At 54.2% G+C, this 26630-nt stretch carries 26 protein-coding genes; 6 read left to right on the top strand and 20 right to left on the bottom strand.

Features of this window, described 5'->3' with window-relative positions; translation table 11 throughout:
- Positions 1-15 precede the first annotated feature (15 nt).
- A complete protein-coding gene (gene purL / locus JGF26_RS08830) occupies positions 16-3903 on the bottom strand; it encodes a phosphoribosylformylglycinamidine synthase (protein ID WP_134707654.1) in 3888 nt (1295 codons plus the stop codon).
- A gap of 267 nt (positions 3904-4170) precedes the next feature.
- Here purL and mltF point away from each other — a divergent pair, with 267 nt between their 5' ends.
- Positions 4171-5721 carry a membrane-bound lytic murein transglycosylase MltF gene (gene mltF, locus JGF26_RS08835; RefSeq protein ID WP_108090922.1) on the top strand — a complete coding sequence of 517 codons (1551 nt, stop codon included), beginning with the start codon at positions 4171-4173 and terminating at the stop codon, positions 5719-5721.
- On the opposite strand, the gene tadA is transcribed toward mltF, so the two are convergent.
- Genes tadA through murQ form a run of 4 tightly spaced genes read right to left on the bottom strand, consistent with a single transcriptional unit; the run spans position 5609 to position 9078 of the window.
- The gene (gene tadA / locus JGF26_RS08840) at positions 5609-6148 is read right to left on the bottom strand and encodes a tRNA adenosine(34) deaminase TadA (protein ID WP_108090923.1); all 540 of its coding nucleotides are present in this window, start codon (positions 6146-6148) and stop codon (positions 5609-5611) included. The genes mltF and tadA overlap by 113 nt on opposite strands.
- Positions 6149-6172: 24 nt before the next feature.
- On the bottom strand, positions 6173-6808 hold the full coding sequence (yfhb, locus tag JGF26_RS08845; protein WP_134707653.1) for a phosphatidylglycerophosphatase C: 636 nt from the start codon (positions 6806-6808) through the stop codon (positions 6173-6175).
- Positions 6809-6811: 3 nt separating this feature from the next.
- Complete coding sequence (locus JGF26_RS08850; RefSeq protein ID WP_108090925.1) at positions 6812-8173, bottom strand: PTS transporter subunit EIIC; 1362 nt, start codon at positions 8171-8173, stop codon at positions 6812-6814.
- 11 nt (positions 8174-8184) lie between these two features.
- Positions 8185-9078: an N-acetylmuramic acid 6-phosphate etherase gene (gene murQ, locus JGF26_RS08855; RefSeq protein ID WP_134707652.1), complete on the bottom strand. Its 894-nt coding sequence runs from the start codon at positions 9076-9078 to the stop codon at positions 8185-8187.
- A 118-nt stretch (positions 9079-9196) separates the two neighbouring features.
- On the opposite strand from murQ, the gene JGF26_RS08860 reads away from it, so the two are divergent.
- Together JGF26_RS08860 and JGF26_RS08865 are read left to right on the top strand one after the other, a co-directional pair.
- Positions 9197-10045, top strand: a complete 849-nt coding sequence (locus JGF26_RS08860; protein ID WP_028016063.1) for a MurR/RpiR family transcriptional regulator — start codon at positions 9197-9199, stop codon at positions 10043-10045.
- A 46-nt stretch (positions 10046-10091) separates the two neighbouring features.
- Positions 10092-10352, top strand: a complete 261-nt coding sequence (locus JGF26_RS08865) for a YfhL family 4Fe-4S dicluster ferredoxin (RefSeq protein ID WP_008502177.1) — start codon at positions 10092-10094, stop codon at positions 10350-10352.
- On the opposite strand, the gene acpS is transcribed toward JGF26_RS08865, so the two are convergent.
- From acpS to rseD, 12 genes are all read right to left on the bottom strand, one after another.
- Positions 10349-10729, bottom strand: a complete 381-nt coding sequence (gene acpS / locus JGF26_RS08870) for a holo-ACP synthase (protein WP_028014094.1) — start codon at positions 10727-10729, stop codon at positions 10349-10351. The genes JGF26_RS08865 and acpS overlap by 4 nt on opposite strands.
- Entirely contained in the window at positions 10729-11460 is a 732-nt protein-coding gene (gene pdxJ / locus JGF26_RS08875) for a pyridoxine 5'-phosphate synthase (RefSeq protein WP_028016062.1), read from the bottom strand. Before pdxJ ends, acpS begins: the two co-directional genes overlap by 1 nt.
- A 31-nt stretch (positions 11461-11491) precedes the next feature.
- On the bottom strand, positions 11492-12199 hold the full coding sequence (recO, locus tag JGF26_RS08880) for a DNA repair protein RecO (RefSeq protein ID WP_108090941.1): 708 nt from the start codon (positions 12197-12199) through the stop codon (positions 11492-11494).
- A gap of 18 nt (positions 12200-12217) precedes the next feature.
- Positions 12218-13123 (bottom strand): GTPase Era, encoded by a 906-nt coding sequence (gene era, locus JGF26_RS08885; protein WP_028016060.1) that lies wholly within the window; start codon positions 13121-13123, stop codon positions 12218-12220.
- Positions 13120-13800, bottom strand: coding sequence for a ribonuclease III (gene rnc, locus JGF26_RS08890; RefSeq protein WP_003860711.1), 681 nt, complete (start codon positions 13798-13800; stop codon positions 13120-13122). The genes era and rnc overlap by 4 nt, the downstream gene beginning before the upstream one ends.
- Positions 13801-14022: 222 nt before the next feature.
- On the bottom strand, positions 14023-14997 hold the full coding sequence (gene lepB, locus JGF26_RS08895) for a signal peptidase I (protein ID WP_028016059.1): 975 nt from the start codon (positions 14995-14997) through the stop codon (positions 14023-14025).
- A gap of 15 nt (positions 14998-15012) precedes the next feature.
- Positions 15013-16812, bottom strand: coding sequence for a translation elongation factor 4 (lepA, locus tag JGF26_RS08900; RefSeq protein ID WP_028016058.1), 1800 nt, complete (start codon positions 16810-16812; stop codon positions 15013-15015).
- A gap of 185 nt (positions 16813-16997) precedes the next feature.
- Positions 16998-17474 (bottom strand): SoxR-reducing system protein RseC, encoded by a 477-nt coding sequence (gene rseC, locus JGF26_RS08905; RefSeq protein ID WP_028016057.1) that lies wholly within the window; start codon positions 17472-17474, stop codon positions 16998-17000.
- Positions 17471-18424 (bottom strand): sigma-E factor regulatory protein RseB, encoded by a 954-nt coding sequence (rseB, locus tag JGF26_RS08910; protein WP_049005955.1) that lies wholly within the window; start codon positions 18422-18424, stop codon positions 17471-17473. The genes rseC and rseB overlap by 4 nt, the downstream gene beginning before the upstream one ends.
- Complete coding sequence (rseA, locus tag JGF26_RS08915) at positions 18424-19074, bottom strand: anti-sigma-E factor RseA (protein ID WP_014832926.1); 651 nt, start codon at positions 19072-19074, stop codon at positions 18424-18426. The genes rseB and rseA overlap by 1 nt, the downstream gene beginning before the upstream one ends.
- Positions 19075-19105: 31 nt before the next feature.
- Positions 19106-19681, bottom strand: a complete 576-nt coding sequence (rpoE, locus tag JGF26_RS08920; protein WP_006176728.1) for an RNA polymerase sigma factor RpoE — start codon at positions 19679-19681, stop codon at positions 19106-19108.
- Entirely contained in the window at positions 19678-19740 is a 63-nt protein-coding gene (gene rseD / locus JGF26_RS22560; RefSeq protein ID WP_229255512.1) for a rpoE leader peptide RseD, read from the bottom strand. Before rseD ends, rpoE begins: the two co-directional genes overlap by 4 nt.
- 363 nt (positions 19741-20103) lie before the next feature.
- Between rseD and nadB the strand changes: the two genes are divergently transcribed.
- Entirely contained in the window at positions 20104-21723 is a 1620-nt protein-coding gene (gene nadB, locus JGF26_RS08930; RefSeq protein WP_028016055.1) for an L-aspartate oxidase, read from the top strand.
- Here nadB and JGF26_RS08935 read toward each other — a convergent pair.
- Complete coding sequence (locus JGF26_RS08935) at positions 21708-22445, bottom strand: tRNA1(Val) (adenine(37)-N6)-methyltransferase (protein WP_032666641.1); 738 nt, start codon at positions 22443-22445, stop codon at positions 21708-21710. The two genes, nadB and JGF26_RS08935, sit on opposite strands and share 16 nt — an antisense overlap.
- Positions 22446-22577: 132 nt before the next feature.
- Here JGF26_RS08935 and srmB point away from each other — a divergent pair, with 132 nt between their 5' ends.
- A complete protein-coding gene (gene srmB, locus JGF26_RS08940) occupies positions 22578-23906 on the top strand; it encodes an ATP-dependent RNA helicase SrmB (protein ID WP_028016053.1) in 1329 nt (442 codons plus the stop codon).
- Positions 23907-23961: 55 nt separating this feature from the next.
- Here srmB and grcA read toward each other — a convergent pair whose 3' ends face one another.
- Positions 23962-24345: an autonomous glycyl radical cofactor GrcA gene (grcA, locus tag JGF26_RS08945; protein ID WP_134707651.1), complete on the bottom strand. Its 384-nt coding sequence runs from the start codon at positions 24343-24345 to the stop codon at positions 23962-23964.
- Positions 24346-24659: 314 nt separating this feature from the next.
- Between grcA and ung the strand changes: the two genes are divergently transcribed.
- Positions 24660-25349 carry a uracil-DNA glycosylase gene (ung, locus tag JGF26_RS08950; protein ID WP_134707650.1) on the top strand — a complete coding sequence of 230 codons (690 nt, stop codon included), beginning with the start codon at positions 24660-24662 and terminating at the stop codon, positions 25347-25349.
- A gap of 39 nt (positions 25350-25388) precedes the next feature.
- Here ung and JGF26_RS08955 read toward each other — a convergent pair whose 3' ends face one another.
- Entirely contained in the window at positions 25389-26489 is a 1101-nt protein-coding gene (locus tag JGF26_RS08955) for a tRNA/rRNA methyltransferase (RefSeq protein WP_028016051.1), read from the bottom strand.
- Positions 26490-26630 lie beyond the last annotated feature (141 nt).

Here is a 26630-nt window from a genome sequence, read left to right on the forward strand (position 1 = left end):
CATTCATTTTATTGCTTAACCCAACTGTTTACGCGCGTTGCGGAAAATACGCATCCACGGGCTGTCCTCACCCCAGTTTTCCGGGTGCCAGGAGTTGCTCACGGTACGGAATACACGCTCCGGGTGCGGCATCATGATGGTTGCGCGACCGCTTTCGCTGGTAACAGCAGTAATCCCGTTTGCCGAACCGTTCGGGTTAGCCGGATAGGTTTCGGTGACCTTGCCGAAGTTATCAACAAAGCGCAGCGCCACCAGACCTTTGCTCTCCAGCTGAGCCAGATGCGCGGCGTCACGCACTTCAACCTGACCTTCGCCGTGAGAGACCGCGATTGGCATCTGCGAACCGACCATGCCCTGCAGCAGCAGAGAAGGACTCTGAGTCACTTCCACCAGGCTAAAACGCGCTTCGAAGCGGTCAGACTGGTTACGCACAAAGCGCGGCCAGGCTTCGCTGCCCGGGATCAGCTCACGCAGGTTGGACATCATCTGGCAGCCGTTACACACGCCCAGCGCCAGGGTTTGCGGACGGTGGAAGAAGGTTTCGAACTCGTCACGCACGCGATTGTTGAACAGAATGGACTTCGCCCAACCTTCACCCGCGCCCAGCACGTCACCGTAGGAGAAGCCACCGCACGCCACCAGCGCCTGGAAATCTTCCAGACCGGTGCGGCCTGCCAGCAGGTCGCTCATGTGAACATCGATGGCATCAAAGCCCGCGCGGTGGAAGGCTGCGGCCATCTCAACGTGGGAGTTAACGCCCTGCTCGCGCAGCACGGCCACTTTCGGACGCGCGCCCTTCGCAATGTACGGCGCAGCAATATCTTCGTTAATGTCGAAGGAGAGTTTCACGTTCAGGCCTGGATCGTTGTCATTCGCCTTCGCGTTATGCTCCTGATCGGCACATTCCGGGTTGTCGCGCAGACGCTGCATCTGCCAGGTGGTTTCTGCCCACCACATACGCAGCGTGGAGCGGCTTTCGCTGAACACGGCATGACCGTCAGCTTCAATGACGAAGCGGTCGCCCTGAACGGCTTTACCCAGATAGTGCACACAATCTGCCAGACCGTGCTTCGCAAGGATGGCTTCAACCGCGTCGCGATCTGCCGCACGAACCTGAATCACGGCGCCCAGCTCTTCGTTAAACAGCGCCGCCAGACGGTCTTCGCCCAGAGAGGCAATATTCGCTTCCACGCCACAGTGGCCGGTGAAGGCCATTTCTGCCAGCGTCACCAGCAGGCCGCCGTCAGAACGGTCGTGGTAGGCCAGCAGCTTACGCTGCGCAACCAGCGCCTGGATGGCATCGTAGAAGCCTTTTAACTGCGCCACATCGCGCACGTCTGCCGGCTTATCGCCCAGTTGACGGTAAACCTGCGCCAGCGCGGTCGCACCCAGCGCGTTGTTGCCTTTACCCAGGTCAATCAGCAACAGGGCGTTGTCTTCGGTCACGAGCTGCGGCGTAACGGTATGACGAACGTCTTCCACGCGAGCAAAGGCGGAGATAATCAGCGACAGCGGAGAGGTGATCTCGCGCTGCTCGTTGCCTTCCTGCCAGCGGGTCTTCATCGACATAGAGTCTTTACCCACCGGAATGGTCAGACCCAGCGCAGGGCACAGTTCTTCACCCACCGCTTTTACCGCTTCATACAAGCCTGCGTCTTCACCCGGGTGACCAGCAGCGGCCATCCAGTTCGCAGAAAGTTTGATACGTTTGATATCGCCAATCTGGGTTGCAGCGATGTTAGTCAGCGCTTCACCAACGGCGAGACGAGCAGATGCCGCGAAGTCCAGCAGCGCCACCGGGGTACGTTCACCCAGCGCCATTGCTTCGCCGTAGTAGCTGTCGAGACTCGCGGTGGTCACGGCGCAGTTAGCGACCGGGATCTGCCACGGGCCGACCATCTGATCGCGCGATACCATACCGGTCACGGTACGGTCGCCGATGGTCACGAGGAAGGTTTTCTCTGCCACGGCCGGCAGGTGCAGCACGCGGTTGACCGCTTCCGCAACGGTAATGCCCTGACGATCCAGCGCTTTTCCTGCCGCTTTACGGGTTTCAACGTCGCGGGTCATCTTCGGCGTTTTACCGAGCAGAACGTCCAGCGGCAGATCGATCGGCTGGTTGTCAAAGTGGGTGTCGCTTAAGGAGAGATGCTTCTCTTCGGTCGCTTCACCAATAACGGCATACGGCGCACGCTCGCGGCGGCACAGCTCGTCAAACAGCGGTAATTGATCCGCTGCAACGGCCAGAACATAACGTTCCTGAGATTCGTTACACCAGATTTCCAGCGGGCTCATACCCGGCTCATCGCTCAGGATGTCGCGCAGGTTGAAACGGCCACCGCGACCGCCGTCGCTCACCAACTCCGGCATGGCGTTAGACAAACCGCCCGCGCCCACATCGTGAATAAACAGAATTGGGTTAGCTTCACCCAGCTGCCAGCAGCGGTCGATCACTTCCTGGCAACGACGCTCCATTTCCGGGTTGTCGCGCTGCACGGAAGCAAAGTCGAGATCCGCATCAGACTGACCAGAGGTCATAGAAGAAGCCGCCCCACCGCCCAGGCCGATGTTCATTGCCGGGCCGCCCAGCACGATCAGCTTCGCGCCCACGACGATCTCGCCTTTCTGCACGTGATCGGCGCGAATGTTGCCGATCCCGCCCGCCAGCATGATCGGTTTGTGGTAGCCGCGCAGCTCTTCGCCGTTGTGGCTGTCCACTTTCTCTTCATAGGTACGGAAGTAACCGTTCAGCGCCGGACGACCAAATTCGTTGTTAAACGCCGCGCCGCCCAGCGGGCCTTCGGTCATGATATCCAGCGCGGTTACAATGCGCTCTGGTTTGCCGAAATCTTCTTCCCACGGCTGTTCAAAACCCGGGATGCGCAGGTTGGAAACGGAGAAACCGACCAGACCAGCTTTTGGTTTTGCACCGCGGCCCGTTGCGCCTTCATCACGGATTTCACCGCCGGAACCGGTCGCCGCACCCGGCCACGGGGAGATCGCCGTCGGGTGGTTATGGGTTTCGACCTTCATCAGGATATGCGCAGGCTCCTGATGGAAGTCATAGCGCCCTGCTTCGCGATCGGCGAAGAAGCGGCCCACCTCGGAACCTTCCATTACCGCAGCGTTGTCTTTGTAGGCAGACAGCACGTGGTCAGGGGTTTTTTCCATGGTGTTTTTAATCATTTTGAACAGCGACTTCGGTTGCTGTTCACCGTCGATAACCCAGTCAGCGTTGAAAATCTTGTGACGACAGTGTTCAGAGTTGGCCTGCGCGAACATATAGAGTTCGATGTCATTCGGATTGCGGTTCAGCTTAACAAACGCATCCTGCAGATAATCAATTTCGTCTTCTGCCAGTGCCAGGCCAAGACGCAGGTTCGCGTCAATCAGTGCCTGGCGCCCCTGCCCCAGCAAATCCACACTCTGTACCGGCGCAGGCTGATGGTGGGAGAATAGCTTCTGTGCGTCATCGAGAGAGGCAAAAACACTCTCCATCATGCGGTCATGAAGCTCAGCTGCAACCGCCTGCCACTGTTCTTCGCTCAGAGTGGAAGCTTCCACATAGTACGCCACGCCGCGTTCCAGACGGTTAATCTGGCTCAGGCCACAGTTGTGGGCGATGTCGGTGGCTTTGGAAGACCAGGGGGAGATGGTGCCCGGACGCGGTGTCGCAAGGATCAGTTTGCCGGTTGGCGTATGGCTGCTCAGACTTGGGCCATACTTGAGCAGGCGTTCCAGCTGTACGCGCTCCTCTGCATTCAGGGGGGCATTCAGGTCAGCAAAATGGACATACTCAGCGTAAATATTGCTTACCGGAAGGTCGGCCGCCTGAAAACGTGCCAGCAGTTTGTTAATACGGAAGGCAGACAGTGCAGGCGAACCACGCAGAATTTCCATCATAAGTCTCTCGTCTTCGAAGCGCCGGGGCGCTTACAGTGTGCGCAAGGGGGGAAAACGGGCGTCATTATAGAGAATCCTGAGCGCCGACGAAACCGTTTGCGTCGAAATAAAATCTACGCAGATGTTTAACAATAGATGTGACCTGTCTCTCTAATGGGTTGCCAAGTGGCGCAAGTTTACGCAAAATGCCGCTCATTCAATGGCAAACCTTATTATTAACATGGCTACAGCAGACTGAGGCAACCGGCGTCGCAGAGAATTAACTAATTGAAAAAATTAAAGATTAATTATCTGCTCATCGGCATTGTGACGTTGCTGCTGGCAGTGGCCCTCTGGCCTTCTATCCCCTGGTTCGGCAAAGCCGAAAACCGTATCGCCGCCATAAAGGAGCGGGGGGAATTGCGCGTCAGTACCCTAAACTCTCCGCTGATCTACAGCGACATCAACGGCAAAGTTATTGGTCTGGATTACGAACTGGCCCAACAGTTCGCCGATTATCTTGGCGTAAAGCTTAAAATTACCGTCCGCCAGAATATCAACCAGTTGTTTGATGACCTCGATAACGACGATGCCGATATGCTCGCGGCCGGGCTGGTGTATAACAGCGAGCGCAGCAAGAACTATCAGCCAGGCCCGACCTACTACTCCGTTTCGCAGCAACTGGTCTACCGTGTCGGAAGCGTTCGCCCGCGCACGCTTGCTACCATTAACGATCAACAACTGACGATTGCCCCCGGCCATGTGGTGATTGACGATCTGCGTGAGCTCAAGGAGAAGAAATACCCGGACCTGAGCTGGACAGTCGATCCCAAACTCGGCACTACGGAACTGCTGGAACAGGTTAAAAATCAGAAACTGCCCTATACCATCGCTGATTCGGTTGCGATCAGTCTTTTCCAGCGCGTTCACCCTGAGATCGCCGTAGCGCTGGACGTGACAGATGAACAACCCGTTACCTGGTTTACCCAGCTCGACGACGATCAGACCGTCTCTGCGGCGATGCTCGACTTCTTCAATACCATCAATGAAGACGGTACCCTGGCGCGTCTTGAGGAGAAGTATCTCGGTCACGGTGACGACTTTGACTATGTTGACACCCGCAGCTTCCTGCGCGCGATAGACGGTGTCTTGCCGGATCTGCAGCCGTTGTTTGAAAAATACGCCCAGGAAATTGACTGGAAACTGCTGGCGGCTATCTCCTATCAGGAATCTCACTGGGATACCCAGGCCACGTCGCCCACGGGCGTACGCGGTTTAATGATGCTAACCAAAAATACCGCCCTGAGCCTGGGTGTGAATGACCGTACCGATGCCGAACAGAGCATCAGCGGTGGTGCGCGCTACCTGCAGGATATGATGGCCAAGGTACCGGAAACAGTGCCGGAAGAAGAGCGGATCTGGTTCGCGCTGGCCGCCTACAACATGGGTTATGCGCATATGCTTGATGCGCGAGCGCTGACGGCGAAAACGAAAGGTAACCCGGACAGCTGGTCAGACGTTAAACAGCGGTTGCCACTGCTGAGCCAGAAACCCTGGTACAACAAGCTGACATATGGCTACGCACGCGGACATGAGGCTTACGCCTATGTGGAAAATATCCGTAAATATCAGATAAGCCTGGTAGGATACCTGCTGGAAAAAGAGAAAGAAGCGGCAGAGGCAAAACAACTGGCTCAAAGTTACCCGGTTGTGGCACCGGATGAACTTAATCGTCCGACAACTTCAATTCTGCCTTTTGTTGCTTTTTCTGCTGCCGGCGCATTCGAAAGAAATCACTTAGTAGCCCCGAACACTCTGGTGCAAGCACCCCGCCGATAGTCTTGACCTGATGGTTCATCCCCGGGTGTCCCAGGACATCCATCAGTGAGCCGGCAGCGCCGGTTTTTTCATCCCGCGCACCGAAGACAAGCGTGCCAATACGGCTGTGTACCATCGCACCAGAACACATCACACAGGGTTCAAGCGTCACGTACAGCGTGGTGTCGAGCAGGCGATAGTTTTGCAACACCAGCCCACCTTGTCGAAGCGCCATGATTTCGGCGTGAGCAGTGGGATCGTGACGGCCAATCGGGCGATTCCAGCCTTCTCCAATCACCTGGTTGTTGTAAACCAGCACGGCACCCACGGGGACCTCGCCCTCTTCCCAGGCACGTTGAGCCAGCGTTAGCGCGTGGCGCATCCAGTATTCATGATTGTGTTCAGGATTGGACAAGGGTTGATACTCCGGTCTAAAAGCGGGCGGCATTATACACACCCTCCAGAGAGAAGACTATTCGAGTTGCTGAAGTTCCCCTGACGGCGTGACGCGCCAGCGATGCTGACAAAAATAGAGCAGCGGATTGTCCTGTTTACTGTCACTGTAGCCGCTGTAAAGACGCAGCGGTGTACCGATGCGTTTCTCCAGTTGCACCACTTTTTCATGTCCCAGGCAACGCAGGGTGAGCACCCAACCGCCATAACCGCGAGCAATCTGTGTGGCGATAAGATTCACCCTGGGGAGCCATGGGGTATCAAAATAGACCAGCTCAACCAGCGTCTGCGGTGAACCGGTAATCAGCCAGATATCGGCATCGTTCGCATCGAGATAGCTGGTGAGACGCGCCTGAACGACAGGAAACGCGGCGACATGACCGCGAAACCAGTGTGCAAAATCCTGTTCGAGCTGTTTGAGTCGCGATTCACTGTGGCCAAACGTGCATCCCCACAGCAGCAGACTCATCGGCCATCGCGCTGCCCGGCCTTTCACCAGCAGCGCGATGCCAATCACGGGTAAGAGCGGTAATACGAGCAGTGCATTCAGAGGCTGACGCCGCAACAGGTAGCGCATAAACGTACCAAACATATCCTGCTGATGCAGCGTTCCATCCAGGTCGAAAAAGACAACGCGACGCTCGTAATTTGCCAAACCTTACTCCTCTGGATCGTTGAATCCTAACAGCCAGGTAAACAGGAACCCGGCTATCACCGCTACTAAATAGCCTAACAGATAGAGCATCACTTTTCCGGTCACGATGGTCAACGCCAGCGGTAAACCGGACAGTCCAAAAGTGATAACAGTGGCGACTTTCCAGTAGCTGATGAGTGCTCCACCTACCGCACCACCCAGACAGGCAGCGAGGAACGGTTTACCCAGCGGCAGCGTGACGCCAAAAATCAGCGGTTCACCAATGCCAAGCAAACCGACAGGAAGTGCGCCTTTAATCACTTTTTTCAGGCGCATATTGCGGGTTTTCATCAGCACAGCGATGGCCGCACCAACCTGCCCCACACCTGCCATAGAGAGGATAGGCAGAAGCGCGTTGTAACCGTGCGTCTGCACCAGCTCGACATGGATCGGCACCAGCCCCTGATGCAGACCGGTCAGCACTAATGGCAGGAAAGTGCCAGACAGCACCGCCCCGACTAACAGGCCGCCGCGATCGATAGCCAAAGACGCGCCATGGGCAATCGCTTCTGAGATCCAGCCGCCCAGTGGTTGCAGTGCAACAATCGCCACACTGCCGGTGATAAGTGTCGTCAGCAGTGGATTGAGGATAAGCTCAATTGATCCGGGCAAAAGAGCGCGCAATTTTTTCTCGATCCAGCACATCAGGATCACCACCAGCAGTACAGCAATCACCCCGCCGCGTCCCGGCTGAAGCGCCTCGCCAAACAGGGTTATCTGTGCCAGTTGTGGGCTGGATAAAATCCCTGCCATCACCCCGCCCATGGCCAGCGAGCCACCAAATACTTTAGCCGTGTTCACCCCGACCAGAATGTTCATGATGGCAAACACTGCGCTGCCGAAAATCCCGAGAATACCCAGCAGATTCGGATACTGAGTGGCAAAATCCCCAACAATATCCGGGCGCTTGAGGATGTTAATGATCCCGGTGATCAAACCAGAAGCAATGAACGCTGGGATCAACGGAATAAAGACGTTTGCCAGCTGGCGCAGCGCATCGCTCATTGGGGCTTTGTATTTGGCCTTTGCCTGCGCTTTGGTGCGTTCAGCATCCTCAATCGACACGCTTGCTCTGCTGCCCATCAGTGCGCGCATGGCATCGACCACCTGTGCCGCTTTCCCCGGCCCGACGATCAACTGGTGCTGTTGCCCCTGTTTCACGTAGCCGCTGACGCCGGAAAGCTGCTTCAGACGCGGCACATCAAGCTGATCATCGTTATGCACTTCGACCCGCACGCGCGTCATGCAGTTTTCCAGACGCTGAATATTCTCTTCCCCACCAATTCCTTGCAGGATATTGCTGGCGAGCGCTGCTGTTTTATCCATACACGCCTCTGTTAGTTTTCTAAAGCCGCCCGTAAGAAACCGTTATGCGCATTGAGTTTGGCTCTCGCGGCCTGAGCGTCCAGCCCGCTTAAGATCATCAGAATGGCCGGTTTAACATCGTGATCGGTCTGTTTGAGCACCGCTTCTGCCTCTTCACGCCCTGCGCCCGTCGCCTCCATCACCATGCGGCAGGCTCTGTCCACTAACTTGATGTTGGTCGCCTGCATATCCACCATCAGGTTCTGGTAAACCTTGCCGAACTTCACCATTGCACCGGTGGAGATCATATTGAGCACCAGCTTTTGCGCGGTCCCGGATTTCAGGCGCGTGGAGCCGGTCAGCGCTTCCGGCCCGACCACCGGAGAGATAGCTATAGCGGCCACCTGTGCAATCGGTGAGCCTGGATTACAGGAGATGGCGACCGTTGTGCAGCCGGTCTGGTTAGCGTATTCCAGCCCGCCAATGACGTACGGCGTGCGTCCGGATGCCGCCAGCCCGACCACCAGATCCTTCGCTGTCAGATTCAGCGCCTTCAGGTCTTCCTCACCCAGCTGTTTGTTATCTTCCGCCCCTTCAACGGCTTTCAGCAGCGCACCTGGACCACCGGCAATCAACCCGACCACCAGACCGTGTGGAACACCAAACGTTGGTGGGCATTCTGACGCATCCAGCACGCCAAGACGCCCGCTGGTTCCGGCCCCCATATAAATAATACGACCACCCGCCTTCAGTGCTTCCGCCGCGGCATCGACAGCTTTCGCCACCTCAGGTAATGTCTCTTTCACTGCCTGCGCCACCAGCGTATCCTGTTGATTAAAACGGTTAACCAGCTCAAGGGTGGAAAGTGCATCCAGATCCATGGTTTGCGGGTTACGCGTTTCTGAAACAAGTGAGCCAAGATTCATGTTTTGTACCTCAGGAATTTTTAATTCATAATAATCACACTATAATGGAATATAAAATTCATTCAGGCGAGCAAAATTCGTATTTGCGCAGATAATCACATTTTCGCCAGGAGAACCTATGAACTGTTTAATTCGTATTCGCCAGCGGTATGCAGGCTTTGCTCAAAGCGACAAAAAGCTGGCGGATTATCTGCTTTCTCAGCCCGATCGCGCCCGCCATCTCAGCTCGCAGCAGCTGGCGAGTGAAGCCGGTGTGAGTCAATCAAGCGTGGTGAAATTTGCCCAGAAGATTGGCTTTAAGGGCTTTCCCGCCCTCAAACTGGCGATTAGCGAAGCGCTGGTGAGTAACCCCAATCCGCAGTCGATGCCCGTACATAACCAGATCCGTGGTGATGACCCGATGCGTCTGGTTGGGGAAAAGCTGATTAAAGAGAATGTCGCGGCCATGCATGCGACGCTTGATGTGAACACGGAAGAGAAACTGCTGGAGAGCGTGGCGATGCTACGTGCAGCACGGCGTATCATTTTGACCGGAATTGGCGCATCCGGCCTGGTGGCACGTAATTTTGGCTGGAAGCTAACCAAAATCGGTTATAACGCCATTGTCGAGCAGGATATGCACGCCTTGCTGGCGACTGTACAGGCGATGGATCCTGACGATCTGCTGCTGGCAATCTCCTATTCCGGTGAGCGTCGTGAAATCAATATGGCGACCGACGAAGCCCTGCGTGTCGGCGGTAAAATTCTGGCAATCACCGGTTTTACCCCGAATGCCCTGCAACAGCGGGCAACGCGCTGTTTATATACCATTGCCGAAGAGCAGGCTACGCGCAGTGCGGCTATCTCGTCCACCAGTGCGCAAATGATGCTGACCGATCTGCTGTTTATGGCGCTGGTGCAGCAGGATCTGGAACACGCACCCGAGCGCATTCGCCACAGCGAAGAACTGGTAAAGAAACTGGTTTGACGCGTATAATGCCCGCCCAGTTTGTGTTGTTTCTGAGAATTTCCTGATGGCGCTGTTAATTACCAAAAAATGCATCAATTGCGATATGTGCGAACCCGAATGCCCGAACCAGGCGATTTCGATGGGCGACAGCATTTATGAAATTAACAGCGACCGCTGCACCGAATGCATCGGTCACTATGAGACGCCGACCTGTCAGAAAGTGTGCCCGATCCCCAATACTATCCTGAAAGATCCGGCACACGTCGAGAGCGAAGAGCAGCTATGGGATAAGTTTGTCCTGATGCATCATGCGGACAAACTTTAACTTTCGATGATCACCGTTGCGCTTGCATAGTGGCGTTCATCCGCGATCGTCACGTGCATGTGGTTCACGCCCAGCTTCTCAGCCAGCTTTTGCGCCTCGCCCCATAAACGCAGGCGCGGTTTACCCAGTTCGTCGTTAAACACTTCAAACTGGTTAAATGCCAGACCATTTCGAATACCCGTACCAAAGGCTTTGGCGGCCGCTTCTTTCACAGCAAAACGCTTGGCCAGAAAACGCACCGGCTGCTGATGCGCTTCCCAGATGGCCCATTCGTTATCGCTTAGCACACGCCTTGCCAGGCGATCGCCGCTACGGGCGATCACCGCTTCAATGCGGGCTATTTCAACGATATCCGTGCCTAAGCCCAGAATGGCCATTACTTGCGCGCTTCCAGCATCAGACGTTTCATCTCTGATACCGCCTCTTTCAGGCCACTCATCACTGCACGGCCAATAATCGCATGGCCGATATTCAGCTCATGCATTTCCGGCAGGGCGGCGATGGCCTTAACGTTGTGGTAGGTGAGGCCATGTCCAGCATTGACCTTCAGGCCCAGGCTTGCGGCATACGTAGCTGCTTTAGCGATACGCTCCAGCTCTTTGGCCTGCTCAGCATCGCTTTCAGCATCAGCATAACAACCGGTATGAATTTCGATATACGGTGCGCCCGCGTCGGCCGCCGCTTTGATCTGGGCGAAATCGGCGTCGATAAACAGAGAAACCAGGATGCCGGCATCGGCCAGACGTTTGCAGGCATCGCGCATTTTGTCGAGCTGCCCTGCAACATCCAGACCGCCTTCGGTCGTCACTTCCTGACGCTTTTCCGGTACCAGGCAGCAGAAATGGGGTTTAGTCTCGCAGGCAATCGCCAGCATCTCTTCCGTGACGGCCATCTCCAGATTCATACGGGTATCTAGCGTCTGACGCAGAATACGTACGTCGCGATCGGTGATATGGCGACGGTCTTCACGCAAATGAACGGTAATGCCGTCGGCGCCAGCCTGTTCGGCGATAAATGCCGCCTGAACCGGGTCAGGATAAGCCGTGCCGCGCGCATTACGCAGCGTGGCGATATGATCAATGTTGACGCCTAACAGTAATTCAGCCATGACAATCCTCGGTTTTCTTTTGGTTCTGTCTCTAACGTTTCGGCATAAACTGCCTGAATAATTCGCGGCTCTTTAAGGGCTTGCCGCCAAGATACGGCTTGAGGGCAATGCGGGTAAAGCGTTTTGCAGCGCGCAGTGTGTCCTGATCGGGAAACTCGCGCTCATACAGCGCCCGGAGATGACGACCGGTAAATGTGCTGTTATCGATTACGATGCTGGCAATAAAACCTTTTTCTTCCCGATAACGATAGGTCATCGTGTCCTCGACCTCGTCTCCGCTCCCCGCACAATGCAGAAAATCGACGCCATATCCCAGATGTCCCAGCAGCGCCAGTTCGAAACGACGCAGCGCAGGTTCGGGGGTACCGGTGGTACCCGCCAGCGCCTGAATACAGTGCAGATAATCGAAGAAAAGTTCAGAGAAGCGAGTCTCATGTTCAAGAACGCGCGAGATGAGTTCGTTGATATACAAACCGCTGTACAGCGTGATACCAGAAAGAGGAAGTGCCAGAGAGACGGCTTCGGCACTGCGCAGGGTTTTGACCTCCCCTCGCCCACCAAAACGAACCAGCAAGGGAGTGAAAGGCTGTAAGGCACCTTTCAGGTTAGAACGTTTGGAACGTGCGCCTTTCGCAACAAGGCGCACGCGGCCCGACTCTTCCGTGAAGACGTCCAGCATGAGGCTGGTTTCGCTCCAGGGACGACTATGCAGGACAAAGGCACGCTGCCATCCATCCATCATACTCGTCGTCTTGAGTTATTGGTCTTCGCCGTAACCGAGGCTGCGCAGAGCACGCTCATCATCGGCCCAGCCAGATTTCACTTTCACCCACAGTTCCAGGTGAACCGGGGCTTCGAACATCTCCTGCATGTCTTTGCGGGCTTCAATGCCGATGGTTTTGATCTTGGTACCTTTGTTGCCAATCACCATCTTCTTCTGCCCTTCACGCTCAACGAGGATCAGGCCATTGATATCGTAGCCGCCGCGTTCGTTGCTCTGGAAACGTTCGATTTCTACCGTCACGGAGTATGGCAGCTCAGCACCGAGGAAACGCATCAGCTTTTCACGGATGATTTCAGAGGCCATAAAGCGCTGGGAGCGATCGGTAACGTACTCTTCCGGGAAGTGATGGATCGCTTCCGGCAGATGCTTACGCACGATGCCCGCGATGGTATCCACATTCAGACCGGTCTCGGCAGACAACGGTACGATATCGAGGAAATTCATCTGACTACCGAGCCACTGCAGATGCGGCAGCAGGTCAGCCTTCTCTTGTACGTTGTCCACTTTGTTGACCGCGAGGATGACCGGTGTTTTACCGTCACGCAGTTTATTCAGCACCATTTCGTCGTCCGGCGTCCAGCGGGTGCCTTCAACAACGAAAATGACCAGCTCAACGTCGCCAATCGAGCTGCTCGCCGCCTTGTTCATCAGGCGGTTAATGGCGCGCTTCTCTTCCATGTGCAGGCCCGGAGTATCGACATAAATCGCCTGATACGCGCCTTCTGTATGGATACCCACGATGCGATGACGCGTGGTCTGCGCCTTACGTGAGGTAATAGAAATCTTCTGCCCGAGCAGATTATTCAGCAGCGTAGATTTGCCGACGTTCGGACGTCCGACGATGGCAATAAATCCGCAATAGGTTTTTTCTTCGCTCATTCCAGCTCCAGCATTTTCAACGCCTGTTCGGCGGCAGCCTGTTCAGCCTTACGACGGCTAGAACCTGTGCCCACCACCGGTTCACTCAGGCCACTGACCTGGCAATGGATGGTAAATTCCTGATCGTGCGCTTCGCCACGCACCTGCACCACCAGATAGGATGGCAGCGGGAGATGGCGACCCTGCAAATATTCCTGCAAGCGCGTTTTCGGATCTTTTTGTTTATCGCCCGGACTGATTTCGTCCAGACGGGTCTGATACCAGTTCAGGATCAGCTTTTCTACGGTCTGGATATCGCTGTCCAGGAACACGCCACCGATTAATGCTTCGACCGTATCGGCAAGAATAGATTCACGACGGAAGCCGCCGCTTTTCAGTTCACCCGGCCCAAGACGCAGACATTCGCCCAGTTCAAATTCGCGCGCGATTTCCGCAAGGGTATTGCCCCGAACCAGCGTGGCACGCATGCGGCTCATATCACCTTCATCCACACGCGGGAAACGATGATAAAGCGCATTCGCAATCACGAAACTTAAAATAGAGTCACCTAAAAATTCGAGGCGCTCATTATGTTTGCTGCTGGCACTGCGATGGGTTAATGCCTGTTGCAACAACTCCTGATGATGAAAAGTGTAGCCCAGCTTCCGTTGAAGCCGATTAATTACGATGGGGTTCATGCGATACCAATAAATGAATGCGTCAAAAATGCAGCACACGAAACCGACCTGAGAAAACCAACGCGGTTTCGTGTGCCGTGGCACCCTTGCAGGGCCAACCTTAAACTTCGGGGGAATATTCTATACACAACGACAGGGGATGTCGTTAGTTCGAAGAGATTTATCGCTGAAATAATTCACGCAGCCGCTAATTAAAGCGGCTACGCGTTCATTTAATGAGAATTAATGGATTCCGCCAATACGATTCAGGCGCACGCCGGTCGGCCATTCACCTTCCTGCTTCTCAAAACTCATCCAGATTGCGGTCGCTTTACCCACCAGATTCGCTTCAGGTACAAAGCCCCAGTAACGGCTGTCCGCAGAATTATCGCGGTTATCACCCATCATGAAGTAGTGTCCCGGAGGCACAATCCAGCTTGCCAGCTGCTGACCCGGTTGTTTGTAATACATACCCAGCTGATCCTGCGCAATCGGCACGGTCAGGATACGGTGCGTAACATCACCCAGCGTCTCTTTACGCTCAACCAGACGAATACCGTTCTCTTTGGTTTCACCTTTCGGTACCTGGAAGAACCCACTGGTCGCCTCGCCGCCGTTACGACGGGCAAAGGTCTGGACAAAATCACTTGGCTCAACGTTTGAGTAGGTGATTGGCAGCGCGTTCTCACACGCCGTACCGGAACTGCAGCCCGGCTGAACGGTAACTTCCTTCGCAACCGGATCGTAAGTGACCTTATCACCCGGCAGACCCACCGCACGCTTAATGTAGTCCAGGCGCGGATCTTCCGGATATTTGAACACCACGATGTCGCCACGTTTCGGATGACCCGTTTCAATCAGCGTTTTCTGGTAGATAGGATCTTTGATGCCGTAGGCAAACTTCTCGACCAGAATAAAATCACCAATCAGCAGCGTTGGCATCATTGAACCTGACGGGATCTGGAACGGTTCGTAAATAAACGAACGTACCACCAGCACAATCGCCAGCACCGGGAATACCGAGGCTCCTGTTTCCAGCCAGCCCGGTTTCGGGCCGACTTTCTTCAGCGTTTTCGCATCCAGCTGATCGCCTGTGGCTGCCTGAGCGGCAGCCTGACGTTCACGGCGTTTTGGGGCGAAGATAAACTTATCCAGACACCACAACAGACCGGTCACCAGGGTAGCAATGACCAGGATCAGGGCAAACATGTTCGCCATGCCAACTCCTTAGGGTTATTTGCTGTCTTTACCAACATGAAGGATGGCAAGGAATGCTTCCTGCGGCAGCTCGACGTTACCGACCTGCTTCATACGCTTCTTACCTTCTTTCTGTTTCTGCAGCAGCTTTTTCTTACGGCTGACGTCACCGCCATAGCATTTAGCCAGAACGTTTTTACGCAGCTGTTTTACGGTGGAACGCGCGATAATGTGGTTGCCGATGGCAGCCTGAATCGCGATATCAAACTGCTGACGCGGGATCAGGTCTTTCATCTTCTCAACCAGCTCACGGCCACGATATGGCGCGTTGTCGTTGTGGGTGATCAGCGCCAGCGCGTCCACGCGCTCACCGTTGATCAGCACGTCCACACGGACCATGTTGGAGGCCTGGAAGCGTTTGAAGTTGTAATCCAGTGACGCATAGCCACGAGAGGTTGACTTCAGACGGTCGAAGAAGTCGAGTACCACTTCCGCCATTGGGATTTCATAGGTCAGCGCCACCTGGTTACCGTGGTAAACCATGTTGGTCTGCACACCACGCTTCTCGATACACAGCGTAATGACGTTACCCAGGAACTCCTGCGGCAGCAGCATGTGACACTCAGCGATTGGCTCGCGCAGCTCGTGAATGTTGTTCAGCGGCGGAAGCTTGGACGGGCTGTCGACGTAGATAACCTCTTTCGAGGTGGTTTCAACTTCATAGACTACGGTCGGTGCAGTGGTGATCAGATCCAGATCGTATTCACGCTCCAGACGCTCCTGAATGATCTCCATGTGCAGCAGGCCGAGGAAGCCACAGCGGAAGCCGAAGCCCAACGCCGTGGAGCTCTCTGGCTCGTAGAACAGTGAGGCATCGTTCAGGCTAAGCTTACCGAGTGCATCGCGGAAGTTTTCGTAGTCGTCAGAGCTAACCGGGAACAGACCCGCGTAAACCTGCGGTTTCACCTTTTTAAAACCTGGCAGTGCTTTATCTGCCGGGTTACGTGCCCCCGTCAGGGTATCGCCTACTGGCGCGCCAAGGATGTCTTTGATTGCGCAGACCAACCAACCTACCTCGCCGCACTTCAGCTCGGTACGGTCAACCTGTTTTGGCGTGAAGATGCCCAGACGATCCGCATTGTAGACTTGCCCGGTACTCATTACCTTGATTTTGTCGCCTTTACGCATGGTGCCGTTTTTAATACGCACCAGGGAGACAACGCCAAGGTAGTTATCAAACCAGGAGTCGATGATCAGCGCCTGCAGCGGGCCATCCGGGTCACCTTCCGGAGCCGGAATATCACGAACCAGACGTTCCAGAACATCGGTCACGCCCACGCCCGTTTTAGCGGAGCAGCGTACCGCATCGGTCGCGTCGATGCCGACAATATCTTCAATCTCTTCCGCTACGCGCTCAGGATCGGCGGCTGGCAGGTCGATCTTATTCAGAACCGGCACAACTTCGAGATCCATTTCCATCGCGGTGTAGCAGTTTGCCAGGGTCTGGGCTTCTACGCCCTGCCCGGCATCCACCACCAGCAGCGCGCCTTCACAGGCTGCCAGCGAGCGTGATACTTCATAGGAGAAGTCAACGTGGCCTGGGGTGTCGATAAAGTTTAACTGATAGGTTTCACCATCAGCCGCTTTGTAATCCAGCGTGACGCTCTGCGCTTTAATGGTGATACCGCGTTCGCGTTCCAGGTCCATGGAGTCCAGAACCTGGGCTTCCATTTCACGATCAGACAGGCCACCGCAAATCTGGATAATACGGTCAGACAGCGTCGACTTACCGTGGTCAATGTGAGCAATGATCGAAAAGTTACGTATGTTCTTCATATAGTTAAATAATTATGCCTTACGAATTCCTGGAGGCCGCTGTTCTTAGCCTGACGTTTTTCAGTGCGAAAACGCAGCATTCTACACTACATCCTCGCTACCTGGAAATGCACTTAGAGACAGGTATAGCGTGAAGAAAGGACGTTTTCTGTTTTAGGACGTAAATAATGATAAAGCCCGATGGATCACCGGGCCTCAGAAGAGAGCGTTTCAACACGAAGCTGGTCTGGCGCCAGCCCAACGCTGAGAATGACAGGTTGCCACTCTTCGCGGGCAGCGAGCTTCGGAGAGAAACCTTTGGCCAACCAGAATCCTCCCACGCCACCTAATGCGGCACCGCACATGGCGGCTGCATCGGTGCCAAACAGCATCTGGAATATGCCGCCCATCACAAACAACCCTACCAGCGGGGAGAGATAAACCAGCATAGCCGAACTGAGCAGGCTACCTTCCGCAATACCCAGCTCGACCTTCTGTCCCGCCATCAACGGCTGTTCGCTTGGCACAGAAATCGTGTGCGACGTTTGTGGCCCGAGCTTATTTAGCACGCGACTGCCGCAGCCGGCTCTGGACGCGCAGCTATTACATGATGCTTTGACATCGCAGCTCACCAGCGCAATGCCGTTCTGCCACGATACAACCGTAGCCCACTCTTTAATCATTGTGCGGCCCTGAATTTTATGCTGTCAGAAATGCGTTTTGCCGTCTGCGGAGGTAACTCACCCACAATCGTGATCTCTGCGTTATCGCGTACCGTGGTGCTGACCGTACGACGTCCGGTACGAAGCATTTGTTCAGAACTGTTTGCCGTTGCGCGATTGATATTGACCGAGAAGCTGAATAATCCATCGGAATAAAGACGCGATTCAACGGGAGTCTCAATGGTTGGCAACTGACGACGGCTGCTTGAAACTTCGCTAAACCCTTGTGGGATCCAGGAAGGCACCCAGTTGAAATTAACAGAGTCACCCGCCGGAACAGAAAGCAGTGGCGGCAGACTGGCTTTAGCCAGATTCTGCATGCTGTTTCCAACCTGATTGTTCACATTGAAGGAGATAACGCGGAACTGTTCCAGCGTTTCACCATCACGGTCAAGCAGGTCTACACGCATCGGAAGTTTGGTTTCTGCGTCAATCCAGACGATATAGCTGTAGCGTGTTCCGTCCCGGGCAACAACGCGGATCACCTCACACAACCTGTCCGCAATGCGCGTACGCCCTACCGAAATAAAATCGTAGTAAGGGGCGAGCCGCTTGAAGTCGGTGTAAATAAGTGACGGCAGAGAATCAACGATATAGTCGCCATTCAGCGTGAAAGGCTCCAGACCAGGTTCGAAATAACTGATTTCGTTACCACGCTGAACAACTTCCCGACGCGGGCCATCCATCTGTAAAAGCTGGGCGAGCGGCTGGTTATCAAGACGGGCATGGCGATAGCGTAACGACTCGACACCCTGCTTATTGATGCTGATAAATGCCAACTCATAATTGAGTGACTGGCTAGCCTGATTCATTTGCTGCAACAACGCCCCGGATGAAACATCAGCCGAGGCGTTGGCAGAGAAGAACAAGCTACCCGCCATCAGAGACATGGCGAACCAAAGTTGCTTCATTACTGCGATTGCGTTCCTAAAGTTTGGTTTCCGGGCACCTGCACAGCAGCTTGCTGTGTTTGTGCCTGCTCAAACTGAAGCTGTTCAGAGTGCAGACGACGCTGCAACTCATAATCCTGCAACATCGCATTAATGCGACGGCGCTGCTCCTGAACCTGCTGTTGCTGACCGCCGCTGGCGGAGGCATCAGCCGGTACACCCAGGCTTACCGGGCTGGCTTTGCCCATCATCGGCAGTGTGTTAAACACTGGCGCTTCTGGCTGCTGATTAGTTTCAGACTGAGTATTATAGTGCTGGACGCCAACGATAACTGCAAGCGATACGCATGCAGCCACCCCCATTTGGGTGAGCTGGCTAGCCCACGGACGCACCTTTTGCCAGAACGGCATTTTCTGCCACTGGTGAGGTGCTGGTTGAGCTTCAGGAATCAGCGGAGTGGTCTGATGAACAGGCTCATTCTCAATGGCCGCCATCACGCGGGCTGAGATATCGAAATGGAGAACCTCGCCGGTGTCACCACGAAGAGTGTCACGGATGAGATGGTAACTCTCCCAGGTCTCTTGCATTTCGGGAGAATGAGACAGCTCGTTGAGCAGCTCACTATCCAGCGTTTCACCATCCATTAAAGCGGAAAGTTTTTCTTTCTGCATGCCTAATACCTTTTCCAGTATCCCGCTATCGTCAACGCCTGATAAGCGGTTGAACTTTATTATCAATAGCTTCTCGCGCACGGAAAATTCGTGAACGTACCGTACCGACCGGACAATCCATGATAGCGGCTATCTCTTCATAGCTCAGACCATCCAGCTCCCGTAACGTAATTGCCATGCGTAAATCTTCCGGGAGCGACTCGATCGTGCGAAAAACGATTTGTCTCAGTTCTTCTGACAACATTAAGTTCTCAGGGTTCGAAATTTCTTTCAATGCGCCGCCACTTTCGAAGTTTTCGGCGTCGATTGCGTCCACATCACTTGAAGGTGGACGACGTCCCTGAGCGACCAGATAATTCTTTGCCGTATTGACCGCAATACGGTACAGCCAGGTATAAAAAGCACTATCTCCCCGGAAAGAATCCAGCGCGCGATAGGCCTTGATAAAAGACTCTTGTACCACATCAGGTACATCACCTGACGGTACATAACGGGAAACCAGGCTCGCCACTTTATGCTGGTAGCGCACCACCAGTAAGTTAAAGGCTTTCTGATCTCCCTTCTGGACCCGTTCAACCAGGACCTGGTCCGTTAACTGCTCGCTCATCCGAGGTAATGTCTCCCCAAACCTAAATTCCACGCGTTATCGAAACGCCACTCTAAAATACCGCACTTTGAGCAAGCACCGAATTAGAGTGTCTGATCTTCAATAAGTTCCGTAACGCCTTTGTTTTTGTTCATCGCGCCGCAGACTGTTCATTTTCTCTCATTATAAGTCTGTTCACGATACGCACCACTTTCTGACAAGAAACATCTTTTTCCCGCCAGAAGAGTAACGCAACCCTGGCTTTATTTCACCACAAAATCTGACACTAACGATCTGCTTCGCAAAATAATTTCATTCATTTACCTCCTGTTTACGCCACCTTACGAGTTTAGTCATTGCAACAGACTTTAAAAAAAACGTGCGATATCTCGCATTCAGGTGCTATTCTGACCAAACACTGTTTAGTAAATTAAACAAAAATCATGAACACAACACCTGAACTTCATTGTGATGTACTGATCATCGGCAGCGGTGCTGCCGGTCTCTCTCTGGCGCTGCGTCTGGCCGAGCATCAGAACGTTATTGTTCTGAGTAAAGGGCCGATAAGTGAAGGTTCCACATTTTATGCCCAGGGCGGTATTGCCGCTGTATTTGACGAAACAGACAGCATTGCATCACACGTTGAAGATACGTTGATTGCCGGTGCCGGGATCGTGGATACGCACGCCGCAGAGTTTGTCGCCAGTAATGCCCGTCATTGCGTTCAATGGCTCATCGACCAGGGGGTATTATTTGATACCCAGGTTCAGCCCAATGGCGAAGAGAGCTATCACCTTACTCGTGAAGGCGGTCATAGTCACCGTCGCATCCTTCACGCCGCGGATGCCACGGGTAAAGAAGTTGAAACTACGCTGGTCAGTAAGGCTCTTAGTCATCCTAATATTCGGGTCCTTGAGCGGAGTAATGCCGTTGACCTGATTATTTCCGACAAAATTGGCCTGCCCGGCACGCGTCGCGTCGTGGGTGCCTGGGTCTGGAATCGTAATAAAGAGAAGGTTGAAACTTGTCAGGCGAAGGCTGTCGTACTGGCTACAGGTGGCGCCTCCAAGGTATATCAGTACACCACCAACCCGGACATAGCCTCCGGAGACGGTATTGCCATGGCCTGGCGCGCCGGTTGCCGCGTGGCGAACCTCGAATTTAACCAGTTTCACCCGACCGCATTGTTCCACCCTCAGGCACGCAACTTCCTGCTCACGGAAGCGCTGCGCGGAGAAGGTGCTTACCTGAAACGCCCTGACGGTTCACGCTTTATGCCGGACTTTGATGCCAGAGGTGAACTCGCGCCACGTGACATCGTTGCCCGCGCCATCGACCATGAAATGAAACGTCTTGGCGTGGACTGCATGTATCTCGATATCAGCCATAAGCCCGCAGAGTTCATTCGCCAGCACTTCCCGATGATTTACGAAAAGCTGCTGAATCTGGGCATTGATTTAACCCGCGATCCGGTGCCCATTGTACCTGCCGCCCACTATACCTGTGGTGGCGTAATGGTTGACGACCATGGACGTACGGATGTAGATGGCCTGTATGCTATCGGAGAGGTCAGCTATACCGGACTTCACGGCGCGAACCGTATGGCCTCTAACTCACTGCTTGAATGCCTGGTGTACGGCTGGTCTGCAGCGGAAGACATCACGAAACGCATGCCGTACGCCCGCGAGACAGAGCACCTGCCTGCCTGGGATGAAAGCCGTGTGGATAACCCGGATGAGTTGGTGGTGATCCAACATAACTGGCATGAGCTACGACTGTTTATGTGGGACTACGTGGGGATTGTACGCACGACCAAACGACTTGAGCGCGCGTTGCGCCGCATCACCATGCTCCAACAGGAAATTGATGAGTATTATGCCAATTTCCGCGTATCGAATAATTTGCTGGAGCTGCGCAATCTGGTTCAGGTCGCTGAACTGATTGTACGCTGCGCGATGATGCGTAAAGAGAGCCGCGGGCTGCACTATACCCTGGATTACCCGGATCAGCTTGCTGAATCCGGCCCGTCGATACTCTCACCGCAGGTTCACATAAACAGATAAAATGCCTGGGTCAGAGCGGTGTAATCTTCGGAATAACGCTGGTCTGGCCCACGGATCACCATTCTGTCATTAAAGCATTCACCTTCTTTTGGTGATAGCGCCAGCAGTACGCGGTGCGGCAGCCGTCCTTCCGTATCCGAAATATCGGTACGCAAACGTAGCGTCCAGCCAATCTCCTGGGCGATGCCGATGAATGTATTGCCCGTACTCTCAGGTAGGACGACACAGAAAAAACCCTCTTCGGAGATGAGCTCTGCCGCACTGGTGAGTAGCGCTTTATGGTTGAGGGAGCCGGTGTAACGCGCCTGTTCGCGCTCCGGTGAACCGCACTCAACGCCGGGCTCATAGTAGGGAGGGTTACTGACGATGAGATCGTAACGTGCGGTTTGTTCAGGCGCCCAAGCCAGCACATCTGCGCATTCCACTTTCATCCGTTCTGCCCAGGGAGATTCGGCCGCATTTTCACGCGCCTGCTCTGCGGCCTGCGCATCCAGTTCAACCGCATCAATCGTGACATGCTCTTCTGTACGTTGCGCCAGCATCAACGCCACCAGCCCGCTGCCGGTACCGATATCAAGAATACGCTTAACACCTGCGACAGGTGCCCAGGCTCCCAGTAAAATACCGTCTGTGCCGACTTTCATAGCACAGCGATCGTGAGCAACAAAAAATTGTTTAAATGTAAAACCATCGCGGCGCAGCTGCGCTTTGAGTTGAGACATGTCAGGGCAACCTTCTAAGTGAAACTGGAGTAGCATAGGGGAAAGCGAAGTGACCGAAAAGCGATATCCATACAAACAGATGAAGATTACAGCCGTAACGTCTATAATCAGCGCCCCACACAGAGGTAGAACATGACTGTAACGACTTTTTCCGAACTTGAACTCGATGAAAGCCTGCTCAATGCACTTGAGAGCAAAGGCTTTACACGCCCGACCGCCATTCAGGCAGCGGCCATTCCGCCTGCGCTTGAGGGCCGTGATGTGCTCGGTTCTGCGCCAACCGGCACGGGGAAGACAGCAGCCTATTTGCTGCCTGTGTTGCAGCATCTGCTCGATTTTCCACGTAAAAAATCTGGCCCGCCGCGTATTTTAATCCTGACGCCGACGCGCGAGCTGGCCATGCAGGTGGCCGATCACGCGCGTGAACTGGCGGCAAACACCCATCTTGATATCGCCACCATCACCGGCGGCGTTGCGTATATGAACCACGCCGAAGTGTTCAGCGAAAACCAGGACATCGTCGTTGCGACGACGGGCCGCCTGCTGCAGTACATTAAAGAAGAGAACTTCGACTGCCGCGCGGTTGAAACGCTGATCCTCGACGAAGCCGACCGTATGCTGGACATGGGCTTCGCACAGGATATTGAGCATATTGCGGGTGAAACGCGCTGGCGTAACCAGACGATGCTGTTCTCTGCCACCCTCGAAGGGGAAGCGATTAAAGACTTCGCAGAGCGTCTGCTGGAAGATCCGGTGGAAGTGTCAGCGACGCCGTCCACCCGTGAGCGTAAGAAGATCCACCAGTGGTACTACCGCGCGGACAACCTTGAGCACAAGGTCGAATTGCTCAAACACCTGCTGAAGCAGGAAGATGCGCTGCGCACAATCGTGTTTGTGCGTAAGCGCGAGCGCGTGCACGAGCTGGCAGAAATGCTGCGTAACGCCGGGATCAACAACTGCTATCTTGAAGGCGAGATGGCACAGATCAAACGTACCGAAGGCATTAAGCGCCTGACCGATGGCCGCGTTAACGTGCTGGTTGCCACAGACGTTGCCGCTCGCGGGATCGACATCCCTGACGTCAGCCACGTCATTAACTTCGATATGCCTCGCAGCGGCGATACCTATCTGCACCGTATTGGCCGTACCGGCCGCGCGGGCCGCAAAGGGATTGCTATCTCACTGGTCGAAGCGCATGACTACCTGCTGCTGCAGAAAATTGGCCGCTATGTTGACGAGCCGCTGAAAGCGCGCGTTATTGATGGCCTGCGCCCGACCACACGTGCGCCGAGTGAAAAAATGACGGGTAAACCGTCCAAGAAAGCGCTCGCGAAACGTGCTGAGAGAAAAGAGAAAGAAAAAGAGAAGCCACGCGTGAAGCAGCGTCACCGCGATACCAAAAACATTGGTAAGCGCCGTAAGCCAAGCGCTGCCGCGCAGGAAACGAAGACTGAAGAGTAATAAAAAGCCGGGGAAAATCCCCGGCTTTTTTATTCTGCCCCCACGGCTGAAACTATTACAGGCTTTCAGTAAAGGTACGAGCGATAACGTCGCGCTGTTGTTCTGGGGTCAGAGAGTTGAAGCGTACTGCATAGCCAGACACGCGAATGGTCAGCTGTGGGTATTTTTCAGGGTGCTCAACCGCATCCATCAGCGTTTCGCGACGCAGCACGTTAACGTTCAGGTGCTGACCACCTTCCACACGTACTTCCGGTTTCACTTCCATTGGGATTTTACGGTATTCAATTTCGCCCAGCTTGCTGACTGGAACAATTTCATCTTCAGCAAAACCGGCTTTCGCGACGACACAACGTGCTTCGTTTTTCTCGCTGTCCAGCAGCCAGAAAGAGTTGAGCAGATCGTCATTTGCAGCTTTAGTAATCTGGATACCTGTAATCATGTGTTGCCTCCCTTAGGCTACATTAACTGATGTCGGCCTCTTCAGGCCAATTGGTAAAACCAATGTTTCTTGTGTGTATATATATCATTCGCACCTTGGTGATTTATTGATTTAAATCAACAAAAACACCAACCATACAAAGAGTGTGGTTTGAATTTATTGTTTTAGATCAATTTTATCGCCTTACCAATTCAATTTCACATGCATACTTTCAAAATAAATTGAGGGACTTACGGTCAATTTCTGCCTGTGATTTTGCGCCCATGTATTTAACAGGTAAGCTAGACGCAGATTGAGATTCGCAGGAGAGCGAGATGACGACACCTTTAACCTGGCACGACGTGCTGGCCGAAGAAAAACAGCAGCCCTATTTTATTAATACTCTCAGCACCGTCGCGACGGAGCGGCAGTCTGGCCAGACGATTTATCCGCCACAGAAAGATGTTTTCAACGCCTTTCGCTATACCGAATTGAGCGATGTCAAAGTCGTTATCCTCGGACAGGATCCTTACCATGGCCCAGGGCAGGCGCACGGGCTGGCGTTCTCTGTACGCCCGGGCGTGGCTATCCCCCCTTCTCTGCTGAACATGTATAAAGAGCTTGAGGGAACGCTGCCTGGGTTTACCCGCCCTACTCACGGTTACCTGGAAAGCTGGGCGCGCCAGGGCGTGCTGTTATTGAATACGGTGCTTACCGTACGGGCGGGTCAGGCGCACTCACACGCAAGCCTGGGCTGGGAAACGTTTACTGACAAAGTCATCAGCCTGATCAACGAGCATCGTGAAGGCGTAGTGTTTTTACTTTGGGGTTCTCACGCACAGAAGAAAGGGGCGATTATCGATCGTCAGCGTCATCACGTGTTGAAAGCGCCGCACCCGTCACCGCTGTCTGCACATCGCGGCTTCTTTGGCAGTAATCATTTTGTTCTGGCGAACGAATGGCTGGAAAAACGTGGCGAAACGCCAATTGACTGGATACCTGTGTTACCGGCAGAAAGCGAGTAGTATTTAATGTGCCGGGTCTAACCCGGCACATTAAGAGGCTTATGCCTTATTCTGACGCCACCACTCGGCCAGCAGTACGCCGGTCGCAACGGATACGTTCAGACTTTCCACATTACCTGTTCCGTCGATAGAGACGCTCAGATCTGCACTGGAGAGCGCCGCGTCAGACAGACCATCGCGCTCCTGACCCAGCACCAGCACCATTTTACGCGGCAGCGTCGCTTTAAACAGCGGCGTACCAGCATGGCTCGAGGTCGTCACGATGGAATAGCCCGCTTTACGGAACTGCTCAATAGCATCCAGAACGCTATCACCGGTGATCGGCTGAACGTGCTCAGCACCACCTTCTGCAGTACGGATCGCCGCACCTGATTCCAGCAGTGCAGCATCCTGCAACAGCACGCCTTTCACGCCGAAGTGCGCGCAGCTACGCATCATCGCACCCAGGTTATGCGGGTTGCCCACATCTTCCAGCGCCAGAACACAGTCATCGGCCTCTGCCTGGCTGACCCATTGCTGAACGGTGGTGCCATTACGTTTTTTGATCAGGAAGCAAACACCACCGTGGTGTTCGGTACCGGACGCTTTGGTCAGCTCGGCATCATCTACCACGTGATAGGCTTTACGGTTCGCGGCCATCCAGCGCAGCGCTTCTTTAAAGCGTGGAGTCACGCTCTGGATAAACCAGGCGCGGACGATGCACTCAGGACGGCTCTGGAACAGCGCCTGGCAGGCGTTCTCGCCATACACGCGAGTCTCTTCAGCCCGCTGACGACGCAGCACTTCCGGGTCGATAAAGCTTTTACCGCTGATACCACCGTGATCGGCTTTTTCTGGCGTCTCATCGCCAGGCGCGCGAGAAACGGTACGCCACGGGGATGAGTTATCACGTGAGAAGTCATCGCGTGGACGGTCATCGCGTTTGCGATCGTCACGCTTACGGTCATCACGTTTGCGGTCATCACCGCGGTTATTTCTGTCATCGCGGGCGGGGCGACGGCCACCGTCTGCACGAGAAGACGCCGGACGCCCGCCACCTTTTCCGGTACGCGGATTTTGGGTGCGTTTATCAGAGTCATCATCACTGCGGACATACATCACTTTGACCTTGCCGCTTTTGTTTTTCATTTCGTCGTTCATGCTTTTCTCCACCAGCGCTGCGCGAAGCGCGCAGATTACCCGATGTGCCAGCGCATAGCCATAATTTCGTACAAAAGCCTGTGACTATTGTTCTCATTGAATAAAACGCATTGTTGTTTCAAACAGGCTCATTGATAATAT

Origin of the sequence: Enterobacter sp. E1 (genome assembly GCF_016809815.1) — a bacterium.
Classification (GTDB): Bacteria; Pseudomonadota; Gammaproteobacteria; order Enterobacterales; family Enterobacteriaceae; genus Enterobacter; species Enterobacter adelaidei.